This is a genomic window from Sphingobacterium sp. UBA7855 (genome assembly GCA_002500745.1).
Classification (GTDB): Bacteria; Bacteroidota; Bacteroidia; order Sphingobacteriales; family Sphingobacteriaceae; genus Sphingobacterium.
In genome coordinates, this window is sequence record DLST01000003.1 from 184,305 (window position 1) to 200,368 (window position 16,064).

14 protein-coding genes are annotated in these 16,064 nt (G+C 40.0%); 9 read left to right on the forward strand and 5 right to left on the reverse strand.

Features of this window, described 5'->3' with window-relative positions; genetic code table 11:
* The first annotated feature begins 14 nt into the window (after positions 1 to 14).
* From B2107_RS03400 to B2107_RS03420, 5 genes are all read left to right on the forward strand, one after another.
* Positions 15 to 455 (forward strand): hypothetical protein, encoded by a 441-nt coding sequence (locus B2107_RS03400; RefSeq protein WP_293953122.1) that lies wholly within the window; start codon positions 15 to 17, stop codon positions 453 to 455.
* 83 nt (positions 456 to 538) lie between these two features.
* A complete protein-coding gene (locus B2107_RS03405; RefSeq protein WP_293953124.1) occupies positions 539 to 1,099 on the forward strand; it encodes a YeeE/YedE family protein in 561 nt (186 codons plus the stop codon).
* 1 nt (position 1,100) lies between these two features.
* A complete protein-coding gene (locus B2107_RS03410) occupies positions 1,101 to 1,514 on the forward strand; it encodes a DUF6691 family protein (protein ID WP_293953126.1) in 414 nt (137 codons plus the stop codon).
* Positions 1,515 to 1,578: 64 nt separating this feature from the next.
* A complete protein-coding gene (locus B2107_RS03415; RefSeq protein WP_293953128.1) occupies positions 1,579 to 2,394 on the forward strand; it encodes a sulfite exporter TauE/SafE family protein in 816 nt (271 codons plus the stop codon).
* Positions 2,395 to 2,405: 11 nt separating this feature from the next.
* Positions 2,406 to 3,824: an MBL fold metallo-hydrolase gene (locus tag B2107_RS03420; RefSeq protein WP_293953130.1), complete on the forward strand. Its 1,419-nt coding sequence runs from the start codon at positions 2,406 to 2,408 to the stop codon at positions 3,822 to 3,824.
* A 174-nt stretch (positions 3,825 to 3,998) separates the two neighbouring features.
* Here B2107_RS03420 and B2107_RS03425 read toward each other — a convergent pair whose 3' ends face one another.
* Entirely contained in the window at positions 3,999 to 4,856 is an 858-nt protein-coding gene (locus B2107_RS03425; protein ID WP_293953132.1) for a hypothetical protein, read from the reverse strand.
* A 161-nt stretch (positions 4,857 to 5,017) separates the two neighbouring features.
* Between B2107_RS03425 and B2107_RS03430 the strand changes: the two genes are divergently transcribed.
* The 3 genes from B2107_RS03430 to B2107_RS03440 all read left to right on the forward strand — a co-directional run bounded on the left by B2107_RS03430 (position 5,018) and on the right by B2107_RS03440 (position 9,925).
* Positions 5,018 to 6,895 (forward strand): M1 family metallopeptidase, encoded by a 1,878-nt coding sequence (locus B2107_RS03430; protein WP_293953134.1) that lies wholly within the window; start codon positions 5,018 to 5,020, stop codon positions 6,893 to 6,895.
* Between the two features lie 316 nt (positions 6,896 to 7,211).
* Entirely contained in the window at positions 7,212 to 8,339 is a 1,128-nt protein-coding gene (gene hemW, locus B2107_RS03435) for a radical SAM family heme chaperone HemW (RefSeq protein ID WP_293953136.1), read from the forward strand.
* Positions 8,340 to 8,476: 137 nt separating this feature from the next.
* On the forward strand, positions 8,477 to 9,925 hold the full coding sequence (locus B2107_RS03440; RefSeq protein WP_293953138.1) for a glyceraldehyde-3-phosphate dehydrogenase: 1,449 nt from the start codon (positions 8,477 to 8,479) through the stop codon (positions 9,923 to 9,925).
* A gap of 36 nt (positions 9,926 to 9,961) precedes the next feature.
* Here B2107_RS03440 and B2107_RS03445 read toward each other — a convergent pair whose 3' ends face one another.
* Entirely contained in the window at positions 9,962 to 11,206 is a 1,245-nt protein-coding gene (locus B2107_RS03445; protein WP_293953140.1) for a 3-deoxy-D-manno-octulosonic acid transferase, read from the reverse strand.
* A 170-nt stretch (positions 11,207 to 11,376) separates the two neighbouring features.
* Between B2107_RS03445 and galE the strand changes: the two genes are divergently transcribed.
* Positions 11,377 to 12,408: a UDP-glucose 4-epimerase GalE gene (galE, locus tag B2107_RS03450; RefSeq protein ID WP_293953142.1), complete on the forward strand. Its 1,032-nt coding sequence runs from the start codon at positions 11,377 to 11,379 to the stop codon at positions 12,406 to 12,408.
* Positions 12,409 to 12,581: 173 nt separating this feature from the next.
* Here the strand turns inward: galE and B2107_RS03455 are convergent, their stop codons facing one another.
* The 3 genes from B2107_RS03455 to efp all read right to left on the reverse strand — a co-directional run bounded on the left by B2107_RS03455 (position 12,582) and on the right by efp (position 15,892).
* Complete coding sequence (locus B2107_RS03455; protein ID WP_293953144.1) at positions 12,582 to 14,324, reverse strand: tetratricopeptide repeat protein; 1,743 nt, start codon at positions 14,322 to 14,324, stop codon at positions 12,582 to 12,584.
* Between the two features lie 175 nt (positions 14,325 to 14,499).
* A complete protein-coding gene (locus B2107_RS03460; protein WP_293953146.1) occupies positions 14,500 to 15,081 on the reverse strand; it encodes a 5-formyltetrahydrofolate cyclo-ligase in 582 nt (193 codons plus the stop codon).
* Positions 15,082 to 15,331: 250 nt separating this feature from the next.
* Positions 15,332 to 15,892, reverse strand: a complete 561-nt coding sequence (gene efp, locus B2107_RS03465; protein WP_209577505.1) for an elongation factor P — start codon at positions 15,890 to 15,892, stop codon at positions 15,332 to 15,334.
* Positions 15,893 to 16,064: the final 172 nt, after the last annotated feature.

Here is a 16,064-nt window from a genome sequence, read left to right on the forward strand (position 1 = left end):
AAGTTTATCAAAGTATGAAGAGTAATTCGCAGACATTTCAATTGTCGACATTGCACCGTGGAAAATACATGTTTATATTGTTGACTTCAATCCTGTTCATTGGAATGGGCATGTCCAAAGTTCCGGTACAGGAAATCCTCAAGATTATCATCGCTCTTTTAATGATTCCCTTCGCCTTATACTTGGCCATTAAGCTTTCGACATTATCGTCGACATGGATTTTAGAAGAAGAAGTGCTCCGCATTAGCAATGCCAAGAAAACAGTCGTTTTTCCTTTAAGCAGTATTTCATATATCCGAAATCTGAAGCGCTCTGGCGGCAACCTAATTATTATCCACCCGGTCAAAGGCCCGGCTTTTCGAACATGGCGCAACAAATTGTTCCAAAAGGAAGACGATCTTCCACTGTTGAGCGAGGCGCTGAGGGCTGCCGATATCGAATATTACGACCTATAAATTCTTGATTCCTTCAGTAACATTTGTTACAAGCTTTTGCAAAGGCAGTATGTACCTTTGTAACATCACTTAAGAACATTGTTATGGTATTGGAATACATCAAACAACCGTGGCCCTGGTATATTTCAGGTCCTTTAATTGCACTGGTCATGTACCTTCTGCTCAAACAGGGCAAGGATTTTGGCATGTCCAACAATTTACGTACAATGTGCACTGTATTCGGTGCAGGCAAAACTTCATCTTTTTTTAGGTTCGACTGGAAGACACAATCCTGGAATCTTCTGCTGGTACTCGGAACCGTTATCGGAGGTTTTATCGCACATTATTTCCTCGACGATGGCACACCGGCACAAATCCATGCGAAAAGTGTGGCAGATCTCAAAGAACTGGGTATTATCGACCATATACAAGGTTACCTACCCGAATCCATTTTCGTTTTTAACGGATCTTTGTTTCAATTTCTAATTTTAAGCATCGGCGGTATATTAATCGGCTTCGGGACGCGGTATGCTGGCGGCTGCTCTTCTGGACATGCCATTTCAGGGCTCAGCAACTTCCAGATCCCATCGTTGATCGCCGTAATCGGCTTCTTCCTCGGTGGAATAATTATGATCCATTTTTTATTTCCCTTAATCTTTGCATAAAATGAAAGCATTAAAATTCATATTAATAGGCATATTATTTGGCATCATCTTGTATAAGTCGGAAGCAGCATCCTGGTATAGAATATACGAAATGTTTCAATTTCGCTCCTTTCACATGTATGGTATCATTGGAACAGCGCTAACAACAGCCATTATTATCGTACAGATCATCAAAAGGAAACAAATTAAGGACAGCCACGGAGCGCACATCACCTTTGTAGATAAAGATAAAAGCATTACCCGGTATCTAGTGGGCGGCACCATCTTTGGTTTGGGCTGGGCGCTGACCGGTGCTTGTCCAGGCCCCATGTTTGCTTTGATCGGAGCCGGTTACTGGACGATTGGCATTGTACTATTGTTTGCCTTATTGGGTACATGGATTTACGGTATCTTGCGCAACAAATTGCCCCATTGACCTACAGGTAGTCTACTATTTTGAAAGCCCACGCCATCAAAAATTAAATTTTTAGCAACAGAAAATGGAATTAATATTTATAGCTGGATTTACATTAGCTGTCGTCGTCGGGCTATCTATGGGCCTAATGGGTAGCGGCGGAAGCATCCTAACACTCCCCATATTTGTCTATATCTTCCATATTGAACCTCAATATGCATTGGACTATTCGCTGTTTTCTATTGGAATATTAGCCTTGGTCGGATCAATTTATCCGTTAAAAAAGAAGGAAATTGACTTGAAAACCACAACTATTTTTCTACTTCCCTCGCTAATTTCAGTCTATTTCACCAAGCGCTATCTTCTCGTTTCTATACCCGAGTCATTCAACATCGGGAGTATGGAGATTTCCAGAAACCATATCATCATGCTATTGTTCTCGATGGTCATATTAATTTCTGCGACGGCGATGGTAAGAAGACAAAAACAGGTACAGGATGCAACATTCAAGGGTAGACCTGCACAAATTTTCAACGTTATCCTTGTCGGCTCACTAGTTGGCATTATGACAGGCTTAGTCGGTGCGGGAGGCGGTTTTATCATTGTACCAGCCCTAGTGTTACTCTTAGGGATTCCACTTAAGCAGGCGATTGCCACTTCTTTGTTCATAATCGGATTAAACGCGTCATTTGGTTTGATCGCAAATTATCATTTCTTACAACATATGAATTGGTTTATATTAGTAACTTTTACATTAATCACGTTAATAGGCCTCCAAATTGGCTCCAAATGGAAAGATAAATTAGATGCAGCAAAATTGAAAGGCATCTTCGGATATTTTTTAATTAGCATTGGCACCCTAATCTTTGCTTTCGAATTCATGCAATTTGTAAATCATTAAAATCACACGTTATGTTTTTTCAACACATTTTTGAATCATCTCTTGCTCATTCGAGTTATATCATTGGCTGTCAAGCAAAAGGAGTAGCTATAGTGATTGACCCCAAAAGAGATGTAGATACCTATCTTGAGATTGCACAAAAGAATAATCTGATCATAACGCATATTGCGGAAACACATATCCATGCCGATTACCTATCCGGCACACTGGAATTGGCAGCATTAACAGGTGCCCAACCTTACTTATCCGATGAAGGTGGGGCGGACTGGCAATACGCATTTCCACATAAAGGATTAAAAGATGGCGATCAATTTCAAGTCGGAAACCTTATTTTCAAGGTTATCCATACTCCCGGACATACACCTGAGAGTATTAGTTTTGTATTGGTCGATACACCGGCAACGATGGAACCTGTTATGATTTTTACTGGTGACTTTGTATTTGTTGGCGACATTGGCCGCCCTGATCTATTGGAAAATGCGGCTGGAATGATCGGAACCAAAGAGATCGGAGCACAGCAAATGTACCGTTCGTTGCAACATTTCTTGACTTTACCCGATCATATTCAGGTATGGCCTGCTCATGGCGCCGGATCCGCCTGTGGAAAGGCACTCGGCGCCGTCCCTAGTTCGACCGTTGGTTATGAGAAAATACGGAATTGGGCACTTCAATACCAAAACAATGAAGCAGCTTTCGTGGATGAGCTCTTATCAGGACAACCCGAGCCACCTCGCTACTTTGCCATGATGAAAAAACTCAACAAAATAGCGCGGCCTTTACAAACGGAATTACCTCGATACAACAGGTTAACGAATGATGCCTTTCTTGATTTATACCACGAAGGAACAACAATCATTGATACACGACACAAGTCCGACTTTGCAAAGGGATATCTGCCAGGTAGCGTCAATATTCAAAACAACAAGACTTTTAATACTTGGGCAGGCTGGATACTTAATTACTCCGATCCTTTTATACTCATTGTAGAAGAAAACCAATTGGACGACGTTGCACGTAAACTTATGCGCATCGGATTGGATCACGTTACCGGATATATTACACCGGATGCAATCCCCAGTTTGGACATCGCATTAGCACATCAACAGCTCATCGGGTTTGAAGAAATGAAGAGCGCTTTGGACAAATCCGACACGCAAATTCTAGACGTGCGCAATGCCAGTGAGTTCGCAGAGGGCCATTTACCGAATGCAACACATCTCTTTGTTGGAACAATTGAGGACAACCTCAGCAAAGTTGACCAAAGTAAACAGCTGTATCTCCACTGTCAATCGGGAGACCGGGCAACCATAGCGGCATCGATATTGGCGAAAAATGGTATTAAGGAGGTAAAAATTTATAGCCCTTCTATTAATGAATGGAAAGCAAAGGGCGGTATTCTTGTTGCCGACTCATTCGCCCCTTATTCGTAACTCGTTCGGAGTTCCCCCACTGTTCGCCCACTGTTCGCCCACCTTGCGCCCACTTATTAGGTGGACGCACAGTGGGAGCAAGGTGGAGAAAACGAGTACGCAAGGCGAACAAGGGGCGAACAAAAGGCGAAGCAGAGCCGAAAGGCACCCGAATAGATTACCTTTCCAACTAGTCTACAAACTATTTCTGTTTATTCGCAAGAACTCAATCACCTCATCCTTCTTTTCTTCCAGCTTGCCTTTCTTTTCCGTAAATTGATGATTATAGATCGTCAAATATTGATGGTCGTCCGTTTCAGATTCATATAATTCAGCGGTGGCGAAAGAGAGATGTTCTTCTTCTTCCGATAGATAGTCGTATACATAGGCAAAATCATGGTTGCCCAACGAGCTGACTACGGCATCTTTATCAGCCACATACTTTAACCTTCCCGGCAAAGCGCGTTTATTCATCCATACTTCGTCTTTTTCAGAAAATGGATAGATAGTGATGCCGCGGAAAGCCATAATGATTGGAGTAATCAATATAATACCCATTTCAATAGCCCACACGGCCCACAACATACCGCCCGAAACCGGGCTCTTTTTCAGGGTAAACGTACCTACTTCATTTAAACCTTGCATCGCTTCCCAAATAAATGTCGGGTGTAAGAAAAAAGCTTTAAAACCTTCAAGGTTAAAAGACGATTTTACCCAGGTATCTCCGCCCATTGTTCCTTCCGCATTGTACATTAATGATACAAACAAAGCCCACTGTGCATAAAAGGCTAAAATGGCGACCAATAATGTGATCAAAATGGCTATCCCCCTATTCCTTAATTTCCATTGTTTGAAACAAAAATTCAGCACATAGAATATTCCAGCACCAAAACCTAAGGTAATAAATACATTAAAGTAAATAATGGGTATAAACCATTGTAAAGCAATGTAAACAATAGCCAATACAATGGCACCCAAAGTACCTAGGATCAGGGAGCCGACAATAGCCAATACAGGAGCCTTTCCAGAGGGCTTATAATATAGATTATCCATAAATAAAAAGTAAAATTGATTTTAACTCAATAAATAAATCCCATAACCAAAACCAAGCCAATTCCACAACCAATGGTAGATTTTCGTCAAGATTTGATGACATTAGCGTCATCAAGCACCTATAAGCGCCATTTATTGAGACAATTTTGTAAGTTTGAGACATGAAAATTAAAATTATATCCTTTTTTACACTTATCTGTGTATTCAATATTTGGGGGGCAGTAGTGAAGGCCCAAAGGAAAGGATTCTGGCAACAGAAAGTTGACTACAAAATGGACGTCAACGTGGATGAAAAAGCATATCAATACGATGGAAAAATGATCTTGAAGTATAGCAATAATTCAGGTCAGTCCCTAAAAAAGGTCTATTTCCATCTATATTTCAATGCTTTTCAACCAGGATCGATGATGGATTATCGCTTAAAAAACATCAGTGATCCCGACAAGCGCATGGTGATTAATGTAGGTACGAAAGAAAAACCAATATATCAAAGCCGTATCGGAGAGCTCCAAACCAATCAAATAGGTTATCAAAAAATCAAAAGCTTAACAATGAATGGGGCTCATACCTCATTTAAAATTGATGGGACCATCTTGGAGGTCACTCTACCGTCGGTTATACAAGATGGCGAAACAGCCCGTTTTGACATGGAGTGGACCGCCCAAGTGCCAGAACAAATCCGAAGAACTGGCCGAAATTCTGCCGAAGGAGTAGCACTCTCTATGGCACAATGGTATCCAAAAATGGCTCAATTTGATGAATTCGGCTGGCATTTAGATGAATATACAGGCCGTGAATTCATTGCTCCCTTTGGTAATTTTGATGTCACTATACGGCTCAACAAAAATTATGTAGTCGGTGCATCAGGTGTTCTTCAGAACCCAGCAGAGGTGAAAGGCTATCAACCGAAGGCAAAGATAAAATTAGACGGCAATAAAGCCACCTGGCACTATAAGGCCCAAAATATCCATGATTTTGTATGGGCCGCGGACCCCAAGTTTGTCGTAGATTCAGCTTCAAGTAAAAACGGAATAAAAGTGTATACCGTATTTTTGCCAACCGACAAAGAAGTGATATCCAATTGGAAAACAGCTATAGGTCTATCCACCGAATTCTTCGATTTTTGTAGTGCAAAGTTTGGAAAATACCCTTGGCCAACATATACCATCATTCAAGGTGGCGATGGGGGAATGGAGTATGGTACAGCTACCCTGATCACCGGTGGACGCAATCTAAAAAGCCTTGTTGGTGTAATATTCCACGAATCAGCACACTCTTGGTACCAGCAATTATTTGGAATCAACGAAACTGTAGATGAGTGGTTTGATGAAGGCTTTACCTCCTATGTCGAAGAGCTTGCCATGCAGCATATCTTTGAAAAAAGAGGAGCCATAGCATCCAACCCGCAAATTGCAGCTTACCGTGGTTATTACAAATTAGCGCTTTCTGGTAAAGAAGAACCCATGAGCTTATTGGCAGATTATTATAACACCAATTATGGATACAGCAACGAAGCATACAACAAAGGTGCTGTACTTGCAGAGCAGCTGGGTTATATTATTGGACAGGAAAACTTAGAGAAAACCTTTCTGAAATTTTATGATCTCTGGAAGTTTAAACATCCGACCCCTAATGATTTCAAACGCGTTGCTGAAGAAGTTTCGGGGATCAACCTGAAATGGTATTTCAACCTGTTTATCAATACCACCCGTCAAATCGATTACGCCATTGAAAATGTAACAGATAAAGAAATTCTTTTGGCTAACAAGTCTAATTTTGCCATGCCACTGGATGTTCTCGTAGAATACACCGATGGAAGCAAGGAACTCTTTTATATCCCTTTGCGTGAAATGCGTGGAGAAAAACCGGAAGAACATTTTGACATTTACAAAGGTGTTAAAAGAACCGTGCTCGAAGACTGGTTCTGGACGAAACCCGATTATACCATTCCGCTATCAAAGACACCAAAAGCAGTAACAATTGATCCTTCACTGCGCTTGGCAGATGTAGAATCGTCAAATAACACCTTTAGCAAATAACGAAACACAGGCTATCGCAGCATAAAGTACAAAAAACAGCTTCCAATCCAAGTATATTCCATACGGTTTGGAAGCTGTTTTTTTATTTGGACACTTTCGTCGCAAATTGGATACCCATTATCGCAAATCCATCTTGCTTGGCTGCCCGTGATGGACGTCATAAAATATTCATCCTACGCTAAAGCCAATACATGGATGGCTACTTTTAAGGGCTATCCAGTGAAATACAACACGTATTGCGCCGACAAGAGCCTATAGGAGAAGAAATCATACGAATAAAGAGACAAGTTAATTAGGTCTTGGTATATTTGTACCTATGATTTATGTCCATATCCCATTCTGTAAACAGGCTTGCCATTATTGCGATTTCCATTTTAGCACTTCACTTCAGTACAAAAGCGAGATGATCAATGCTATAAAACGGGAAATTGCGCTTAGAGCAGTGTATTTGGAAGACAAAAAGATCGAGTCTATTTATTTTGGCGGCGGCACACCGTCCTTATTGGAAGCGGATGAGATCGCGCGGATCATCGAGACGATCGCGAAGCACTTTGATATTGCAGATCACGCTGAAATTACACTGGAAGCCAATCCAGACGATCTAAATGCCGCCAAAGTAAACAGTCTACGGCATACAGCAATCAATCGATTCAGCATAGGTATACAGTCATTCTTTGAGGAAGATCTCCAGTGGATGAACAGAGCGCATAATCAACAGGAAGCAGTCGCATCGATTATGCGTGTGCAAGATGCGGGCTTTGAAAATATTACCTGTGACCTTATTTATGGCTATCCGCTATTGACAACCGAAAAATGGCGTCATAATATGCAACAACTGATTGACTTTGAAATTCCTCATATTTCTTCCTACTCCATGACCGTGGAAAAGAAAACAGTATTAGACCACTTCGTTAAAAAAGGAATATCTCCAGCCATGGATTCTGATCAGGCTGCTGATCAGATGAGTCTTCTTATTCATACGTTGAAATCCGCGGGATATGAGCAGTACGAAATCTCCAATTTTGCAAAAAACGGCTGTTATGCCCGTCACAATACAAATTATTGGAAAGGCAAACATTATCTTGGCATCGGCCCTTCAGCTCATTCATTCAATGGAACTTCAAGGTCCTGGAATGTTTCTAATAATGCTAAATATATGACATCCATTAATTTAGATCAACTTCCCCTGGAAATTGAGGAGCTTTCCACGCTTGACCAGATCAATGAAAATATCATGACATCGTTGCGAACCATGTGGGGACTAGATCTAATTGCACTGGAAAGTAAGTTTGGACGATCCGTTAAAGATCGCGTCTTAAAAGAAGCTGAACCATTTATAGCAGCGAAGAATCTTATTTTGGAGCCAAACAACTTACGTTTAACAGATGCGGGCAAATTAATGGCCGATCGTATCATGTCTAATTTATTTATAATAGAAGATTAGCAAATAAAGATATTATATTTTATAAAATCATTAATACAAAAAGCGATTTAGCGCTAAAAATTGTGAAAATGGAAATTTAAGACAGTTTTCTACCTACTTTGTCCTATGTTTGTAACATAATCTATTATAAAATTATTATGTCACACAAGCCATCTTTTGACTTAGAGATCAAAAGTTACAGAGAGCAACATAATGCTGCCGTAAACTTAATTCAAATTGTCAGCAACCTGTGGTATAACCACGCCGTAGAGCTCGTATTCTTTCGAAATCGACTCTTTGATGCAAAACCGAGTGCTATCCTAAACCTGATTCAGGAAAGTGCCCTGCTTACCGACGAGCCGGTCGACATTCTTGACACACTGCAAATCGCACAGCTATTGGAAAAATCGCCACTTTCTCCCGCTCGTATTGACCTTGGGAAACTCACTTTACAGGCCAAGAAAAAAACCTTTTCCGCTAATGACCTACACAATTTCATCACTGCGGAGTTACAGGACATGCATCAACAGGAGAAATTGAAGCCACGTGATGTGGTGCTTTATGGCTTTGGTCGTATCGGTCGCTTACTCGCCCGCGAACTTATGCTTAACACCGGTGCGGGACAGCAGCTTCGTCTCCGCGCCATTGTAACTCGCGACGTCAATGATAGCAAATCGATCCTGAAAAGAGCGGCACTATTAAAAACGGATTCCATACACGGTGCATTCGAAGGCGATGTGCAGGCCGATATAGCAAATCCGGCACTCGTCATCAATGGAATTACCGTCCATCTGATCTCCGCAAAACAACCCGAGGATATTGATTACACAGTCTATGGTATAGAAAATGCTTTAATCATCGACAATACAGGGGCTTTTCGCGATGCGCAGGAACTTAGTCGCCACCTGAAATCCAAAGGCGCCGAACAAGTATTATTAACAGCTCCCGGGAAAGGGGTCCCAAATATCGTATATGCGGTCAACGAAAATGATAGCGATTTGCAAAAACATAAGATCTTTTCCGCGGCCTCTTGTACCACTAATGCGATATCTCCCATTTTAGCTGTACTTGAAAATACAATAGGAATAGATAGAGGGCATATTGAAACCATACACTCCTATACCAACGACCAGAATCTTGTCGACAATATGCACAAGAAATCCAGACGGGGCAGGGCAGCCGCACTCAATATGGTCATCACCGAAACTGGAGCAGGGGATGCCGTTGCAAAAGTGTTGCCTTCGCTAACGGGCAAACTGACTTCAAACGCTATTCGTGTTCCCGTCCCAAATGGGTCATTGGCGATATTAAATCTTCAAATCAAATCCAAAACTACAGTCAACGACATCAATGCCCTTTTAAAAAAGGCATCGCTGCAGGGTAACCTTGTTGAACAGATTATGTTTTCCAAAAACAATGAACTTGTTTCATCGGATATCATTGGCACCAGTGCCGCTGCCATAGTCGATGCTCCGGCAACGATAGTTTCGACGGACGGCAGAAACATTGTTCTGTATATCTGGTACGATAATGAATATGGATACTCACATCAGGTGATGCGCTTATCCCGCCATATTACCGGTGTAAGAAGGTATACTTACTATTAAACTGTAAAGTATAAGCGGTAGCTGTGCAGCCTCCGCTTATACTTTAGCAAGATTACTTTTAAGGTATTTCATAATAATCGGTGTTGCTCCAGCATTCTGCAGCACGTAATCACGGGCCAACTTCCCTGCTTCCTGACGGAAAGGGCCATCTTGAAGAGCAGCAAATGCTTTATTAAGTTCTTTAACACTTCCAATAGAAAAACCTGCACCACGCTGTACAATATCTTTCGCCTCCTGAAACTTTTTGAAATTGGGACCAAATAGAACCGGTATGCCATAAGTTGCGGCCTCCAGCGTATTATGTATCCCCACCCCAAATCCACCACCAATATAGGCTATTTGGCCATAACCATACAGCGAAGAAAGCATACCGATATTGTCGATAACTAATACACGAGCATCTGCTATTGTAACAGCATCATAATTGGCCATATTCGAAAAACGGAGCGCTTTTGGCCAAAGGTTGAAGATACTCGCCAAATGTGACTCATGAATCTCGTGCGGAGCCAAGATGAGTTTATAGGCCGGATAATCCGCAAATAATTCTCTTAGTATTTGCTCATCTTCTGGCCAGGTACTTCCAGCCACCAAAGTTGGATGTTCTCCAATAAATTGGATGACCTCCGGAATCACTTTCTTACTTTTAGGAAGGTCTACTACCCGATCAAATCGGGTATCTCCAGCAAGCCCGGCGTTGCGTATCCCAAATTCTTTTAAAAGACGTACACTTTCTTCATTTTGCACAAAAAAGTAAGTCACATAGCCTAAAATCTGAAGAAAAAAGTTACCATATGCCTGAAAAAAGATCTGATCGGGTCTAAATATTGCTGAGATCAGAAACAAAGGAATCCCTCGGCTATACAGCCCCTCAAAAAAATAATACCAATATTCATATTTTGTGAATACGGCGAAGCTTGGCTTGATGAGGTCAAGGAAAAGTCGCGCGTTCTGTGCTGTATCATAGGGAAGATAAAACACATAATCAGCCAAAGCCGTATTTTTTCGGATCTCAAAGCCCGAGGGAGAGTAAAATGTTACAATTATTTTATGATCCGAATAAGTATTTCTTACGGACTCCAAAACAGGTCTTCCTTGCTCAAATTCTCCCAATGAAGCAAAATGAAACCAGACATGTTTTTGGGTAGAATCAACCGTTTGTTTCATCCTGTGATACCAGTCTTTTCGCCCTGTTACCATGAGCCTGGCCTTACCATGAAAAGGAGCCAAAATACGCAGTAAGAGTCCATAAAGAACGATTCCAATTGAATAAAGCAAACGCATGTTTTTAAAATAATGTTTATCTTAGTCAAAGATATTAAACCCATTTCATTAAAAGGAAAGCACGAGTGGAAAATAAAAATCAAAATTATCCGCGTGCCGGAGCATAGGGAACAATATCTTATATTTTGCCTTACCCGCAAGAAAGACTTTACTTACTATAATCAACAATAATGAACAAAAAAATATTAGTCACAGGAGGAACAGGTTACATCGGCTCGCACACCGTGGTCGAACTACATCAAGCAGGATACATACCTGTCATCATAGACGATCTATCCAATTCAAACATCAAGATTTTGGATCAGATTGAGAAGATCATCGGGGTTAAGCCCGAATTTCACCAATTTGACCTGTGTGACACAAACCGTGTGGACGAATTTGTGAAAGAAAATACGGACATTTCAGGGATTATACACTTTGCCGCGTCAAAGGCCGTTGGTGAATCTGTAAAAAAACCTTTAAAATATTACCACAACAATTTTTTCTCGTTAATCAATTTGTTAGAAGCGTATCAAGATAAGCCGATAAATTTTGTTTTCTCTTCAAGCTGTACTGTATATGGCGAACCAGATACACTTCCTGTCAATGAAAGTGCACCTGTAAAAAGAGCTACTTCTCCTTATGGTAATACCAAACAAATTGCGGAGGAAATTCTAGAAGAAACAGCTACTGCATACGATAACTATAATATTATCGCATTGCGCTACTTCAATCCCGTTGGAGCGCATGAGTCTGCATTGATAGGCGAATTACCAAACGGTGTGCCCCAGAATTTATTACCATTCATTACACAAACCGCAATCGGTAAAAGAGAAAAACTAACAGTTTTCGGTGACGATTACGACACCATAGATGGCTCCTGTGTAAGGGATTATATCCATGTGGTTGATTTGGCAAAAGCACACGTTGCAGCAATCAACTTATTGGACAAAGGAAATCCGAACGGGAAATATGATGTATTCAATGTGGGTACCGGAAAGGGGTATTCAGTACTCGAAGCCATCAAAGCGTTTGAAAAAGCATCCGGTCAAAAATTGAATTATGAAATTGGCCCACGCCGGGATGGCGATGTCATCAAGGTTTATGGTGATGTGACCAAATCTGCGGAACAACTACATTGGAAAGCCGAACTGGGAATTGATGAAATGATGGCTTCTGCTTGGGCTTGGGAAAAGAATCTGAAAGCAAATCCTTTGGATTAAATAGGAGCCCATTGAGCTCTACGTTTAATATGACCGTCCAGTTTAACTGAGACGGTCATATTTTGGGCTTTCATAGCTTCCATCTCTCCATGATCACATGCTGATCTAATTCTCAACTATCAGTAGCGCTCTTCGCTACCTTCAATTTGTCCACTCTTTAATACGCGTGCAAATTAAACAAATTCTTTGTCGGAAATGTATTCCATGAGTACCCCAGCCTGATCTCCAAGTTTCTTTTTCAAACGCTGCATCGATTTTTTGATCGCATCTGGAGTAACCCCCAAAACATTGGCAACTTCCTTATTATTAAGTCCCAATTTCATCAGTACAATTACACGTAAATTGGATTCGGTGATATCGGAAAATTTAGATTGTATCTCTTGTAATAGATTAGGAAATTCTTTCATAATCAGCAGCTTAAATTCCTGCCATTTTTCCTCTGTTATCAAATGCGACTGCAATAATATTTTAAGCTCCTCTCGATCTCTTTCAACATTATTGCCCTTTTCTTCTAGTAATGCGGAAAGCACATTGATCTGTTCATTGTTTCGCTTAAGATAAGCTACATACTCTTCAACCTGACTTTTTGAACTCATTAGCTCCCTATCTAGTTCAGCCTTTGTATACTTCAGGTTGAGTAGCTGATATTCATAATCGCGAATACGTTTTCTTGTCCGATAGCGAACGGCGTTGTAAACAAAGAAAAATAGCACCAATACCAATAAACTCAATATGAGCCATAATCTTCTTTCGGCTTGCTTTTTCTTAATTACAGCCTGCGCTAAAGATAATTTATCCGCATACTTCTGTTTATCAGCCATAAATTTCAATTGGGATAATACAGGATCTCCGTCGAGAAATCGTAACGAGTCCTGCAGACGCTCAATCCTTCTACGTGCATCTAATTCATGCCCAATTTCCCGATTATGAACGGCCAAATGTAATTTATGAATTTCAAGTTCCAATATCGTCTTCTTATCATCTGACCCTGATAAAAGCAATTCGGTCTCTTTAATCATGTGGGGAACATCAGTTATTTCTTGCCTGGCAATATTTAATCTAATCTGCATCATTAAGGCAAAAATCGTATTTCGTTTATCGCCTATTGATCTAGAAATTTCAAGATCCTTATCTAACAAAGATAAGGCCTTACGATAGTCTTTCATGCCTTCAAAGACAGCGGCTTGATTGCCCAAAACCTTCGCGTAGCGCAATGAGTCATTTTCTGAAAGAGCCAAGGATTGAGCTAGTTCAAAATTTTTCATGGCCTGCAACGTATCCCCTCTACTTTTAAGCGTCAACATCCCTAAATTGTCTAGAATTTCGGCCCTCAATCTAGGCGAAATTATTTCCTGTTGTTGGCCTAAGGTCAAGTACTTGATTCCAGAAGTATAATCACCCAAGGTCCCAAAAAAATAACCAAGCTTTTTATAGGTCTGTACGATATCCAACACCAGTTCTTTCGGTAAATCTTCAAGGCCTCTTTCGCCTTCAAGAATAAATGGCAAAGCTTCAGATGCTTTTAAACATCTATACAGATAAAAGCCATACATGACTTTCACCCAAGTTTTCACATTTTGATAACTGTATCCCTCATCTAGATCCAATGCTTTAAGATAGTATTTATCGCTAAAGCTATTTCTCCTCCCTTCATTATTAAAAGAATGGTCGGCTAGCAAACAATAATAGATTGCAAGAAGCGCCTTGTCATTTTTTCGTACAGCTTGGCTAAAATACGGTGCAAGATATTTATTCAACGCCAGATTGGAAGATTGATATTGCGCGGATTCTTTTATGATTGTTTCATAAAAGTTTTTTTTTTCTATCGACGGGTTTGAACTCATAAGTCCCATTCCACGGGTAATGTGAAACGGTATAATTGCTACCAAAAAAACAATTAGAAAAAATCTAGACATATAGGTGCAGGCATTGAAAATCATATTAAAATTAAAAAATAATTTTAATTAAATCACCATGGGGCCTAATCAAACCAAAATTGGAGGCTAATCTACCTACCGTAGGCTATTATAGAAAAAAGATCGTATACTAGTTAATATCCGCTGGATAAGGCCTGATTAGTTACACTAATTACTATTCATTGACAAAATGATAGATATGATATGGTGTTATCGCTTGAGTTAACTGAACATCGTGTTCGTTTCGATCCGTAATAACATCAATCGGCTCAAAAAAAGACAATCCAATACGCTGAACATCAACTTTACATTGAGAAAAGAAACGGTCATAAAAGCCTTTTCCATATCCCACTCTATAACCAAAAAGATCAAAGATTAATAAGGGCACAAGAACCATATCGATATCCGACGGAGCAACTTCAACACCTGCAGTTGGTTCTGATATTCCCCATGCATTCTTTTCAAATCTCATTTGCGTATCAAATAGATAATGCTGCATCGAATAGTCTTCAAAGCTAGATCTTGAAACAGCGATTTTTATCTGCGGATAAAATTCTTGAAGATAATTTAGGATTGCATAAGTATCTGGCTCGTGATATTTTTCAATAGGAATAAAAACGTGTAAAAGGCTCACTTTGGAGAGATCAATTTTCATAAATTGCTTCAAAAGCATACTATTGAGGACTGCCTCTCTGGCAACAGACAATTGACATCTCTTCGCTTTGTAAGTACGCCTAAGCTCATTCTTCGATTTCATCTAAATAATTTTTTCATGACAAAACAACTCCTATCTATAACTTAAAGATGGCATTCCATCGGGCTCATTCAATTATAAACAAGACAACCCATCATCAATTGCATTCACATAAGCCATAAGATCAAGTCGAACCTTCCCAAAAACTAAAAAGTCCCCTATTCTACTTTATTGGATTTTATAAAGATAAAAAACGGCCTTGTAGCGAGCGCTAACAAGACCGAATAATCAACCTAAACCTAAAATCTTTATGTTATTTTACGCGCTCGATATAGTTACCGGTTTGCGTATCAACTCTTACTTTCTCACCTTGATTAATGAACAACGGTACCATAATCTCTACACCTGTTTCTACGGTTGCCTTTTTTAAGGCGTTTGTAGACGTATCTCCCTTTACTGCCGGTTCCGTATATGTGATTTCCAGTTCAACACTTTTCGGTGCTTCTGCCATGATAGGCTCATCACTTTCAAAAGCAATAATGACAGTCATCCCCTCTTTCAAGAAACGGGCTGAATCACCGAACAAAAACTTAGGAATATTAAATTGCTCATAGGTACTATTATCCATTACAACGAAGAATTCACCATCTTCATATAAATATTGATAATCGTTTGTTTCTACACGTGCAATTTCCACAGATTCGTCAACTCTGAAACGATACTCAACTAACTTACCCGTCTTAACATTACGCATTCTAGCTTGATAAAACGCGCGCAAATTACCTGGTGTACGGTGTATATATTCTTCTACGGAAACTAATTCTCCGTTAAATCTTAAAATATTTCCTGATTTTACCTCTGATGCCTTAGCCATTCTTTGAATTGAACTTTAAACGGTTATCTCATTATTGAGTCGTCAAAAATACAAAAACTAATTGTGTTATAAAAATTTCCTTTACTACTTTTTATGTAAAATACTGTTTTCAATAGGAAGAAAAATTATCCTTAGCATTCGGAAGGTAAATACACTAAAAACGTAATTTATT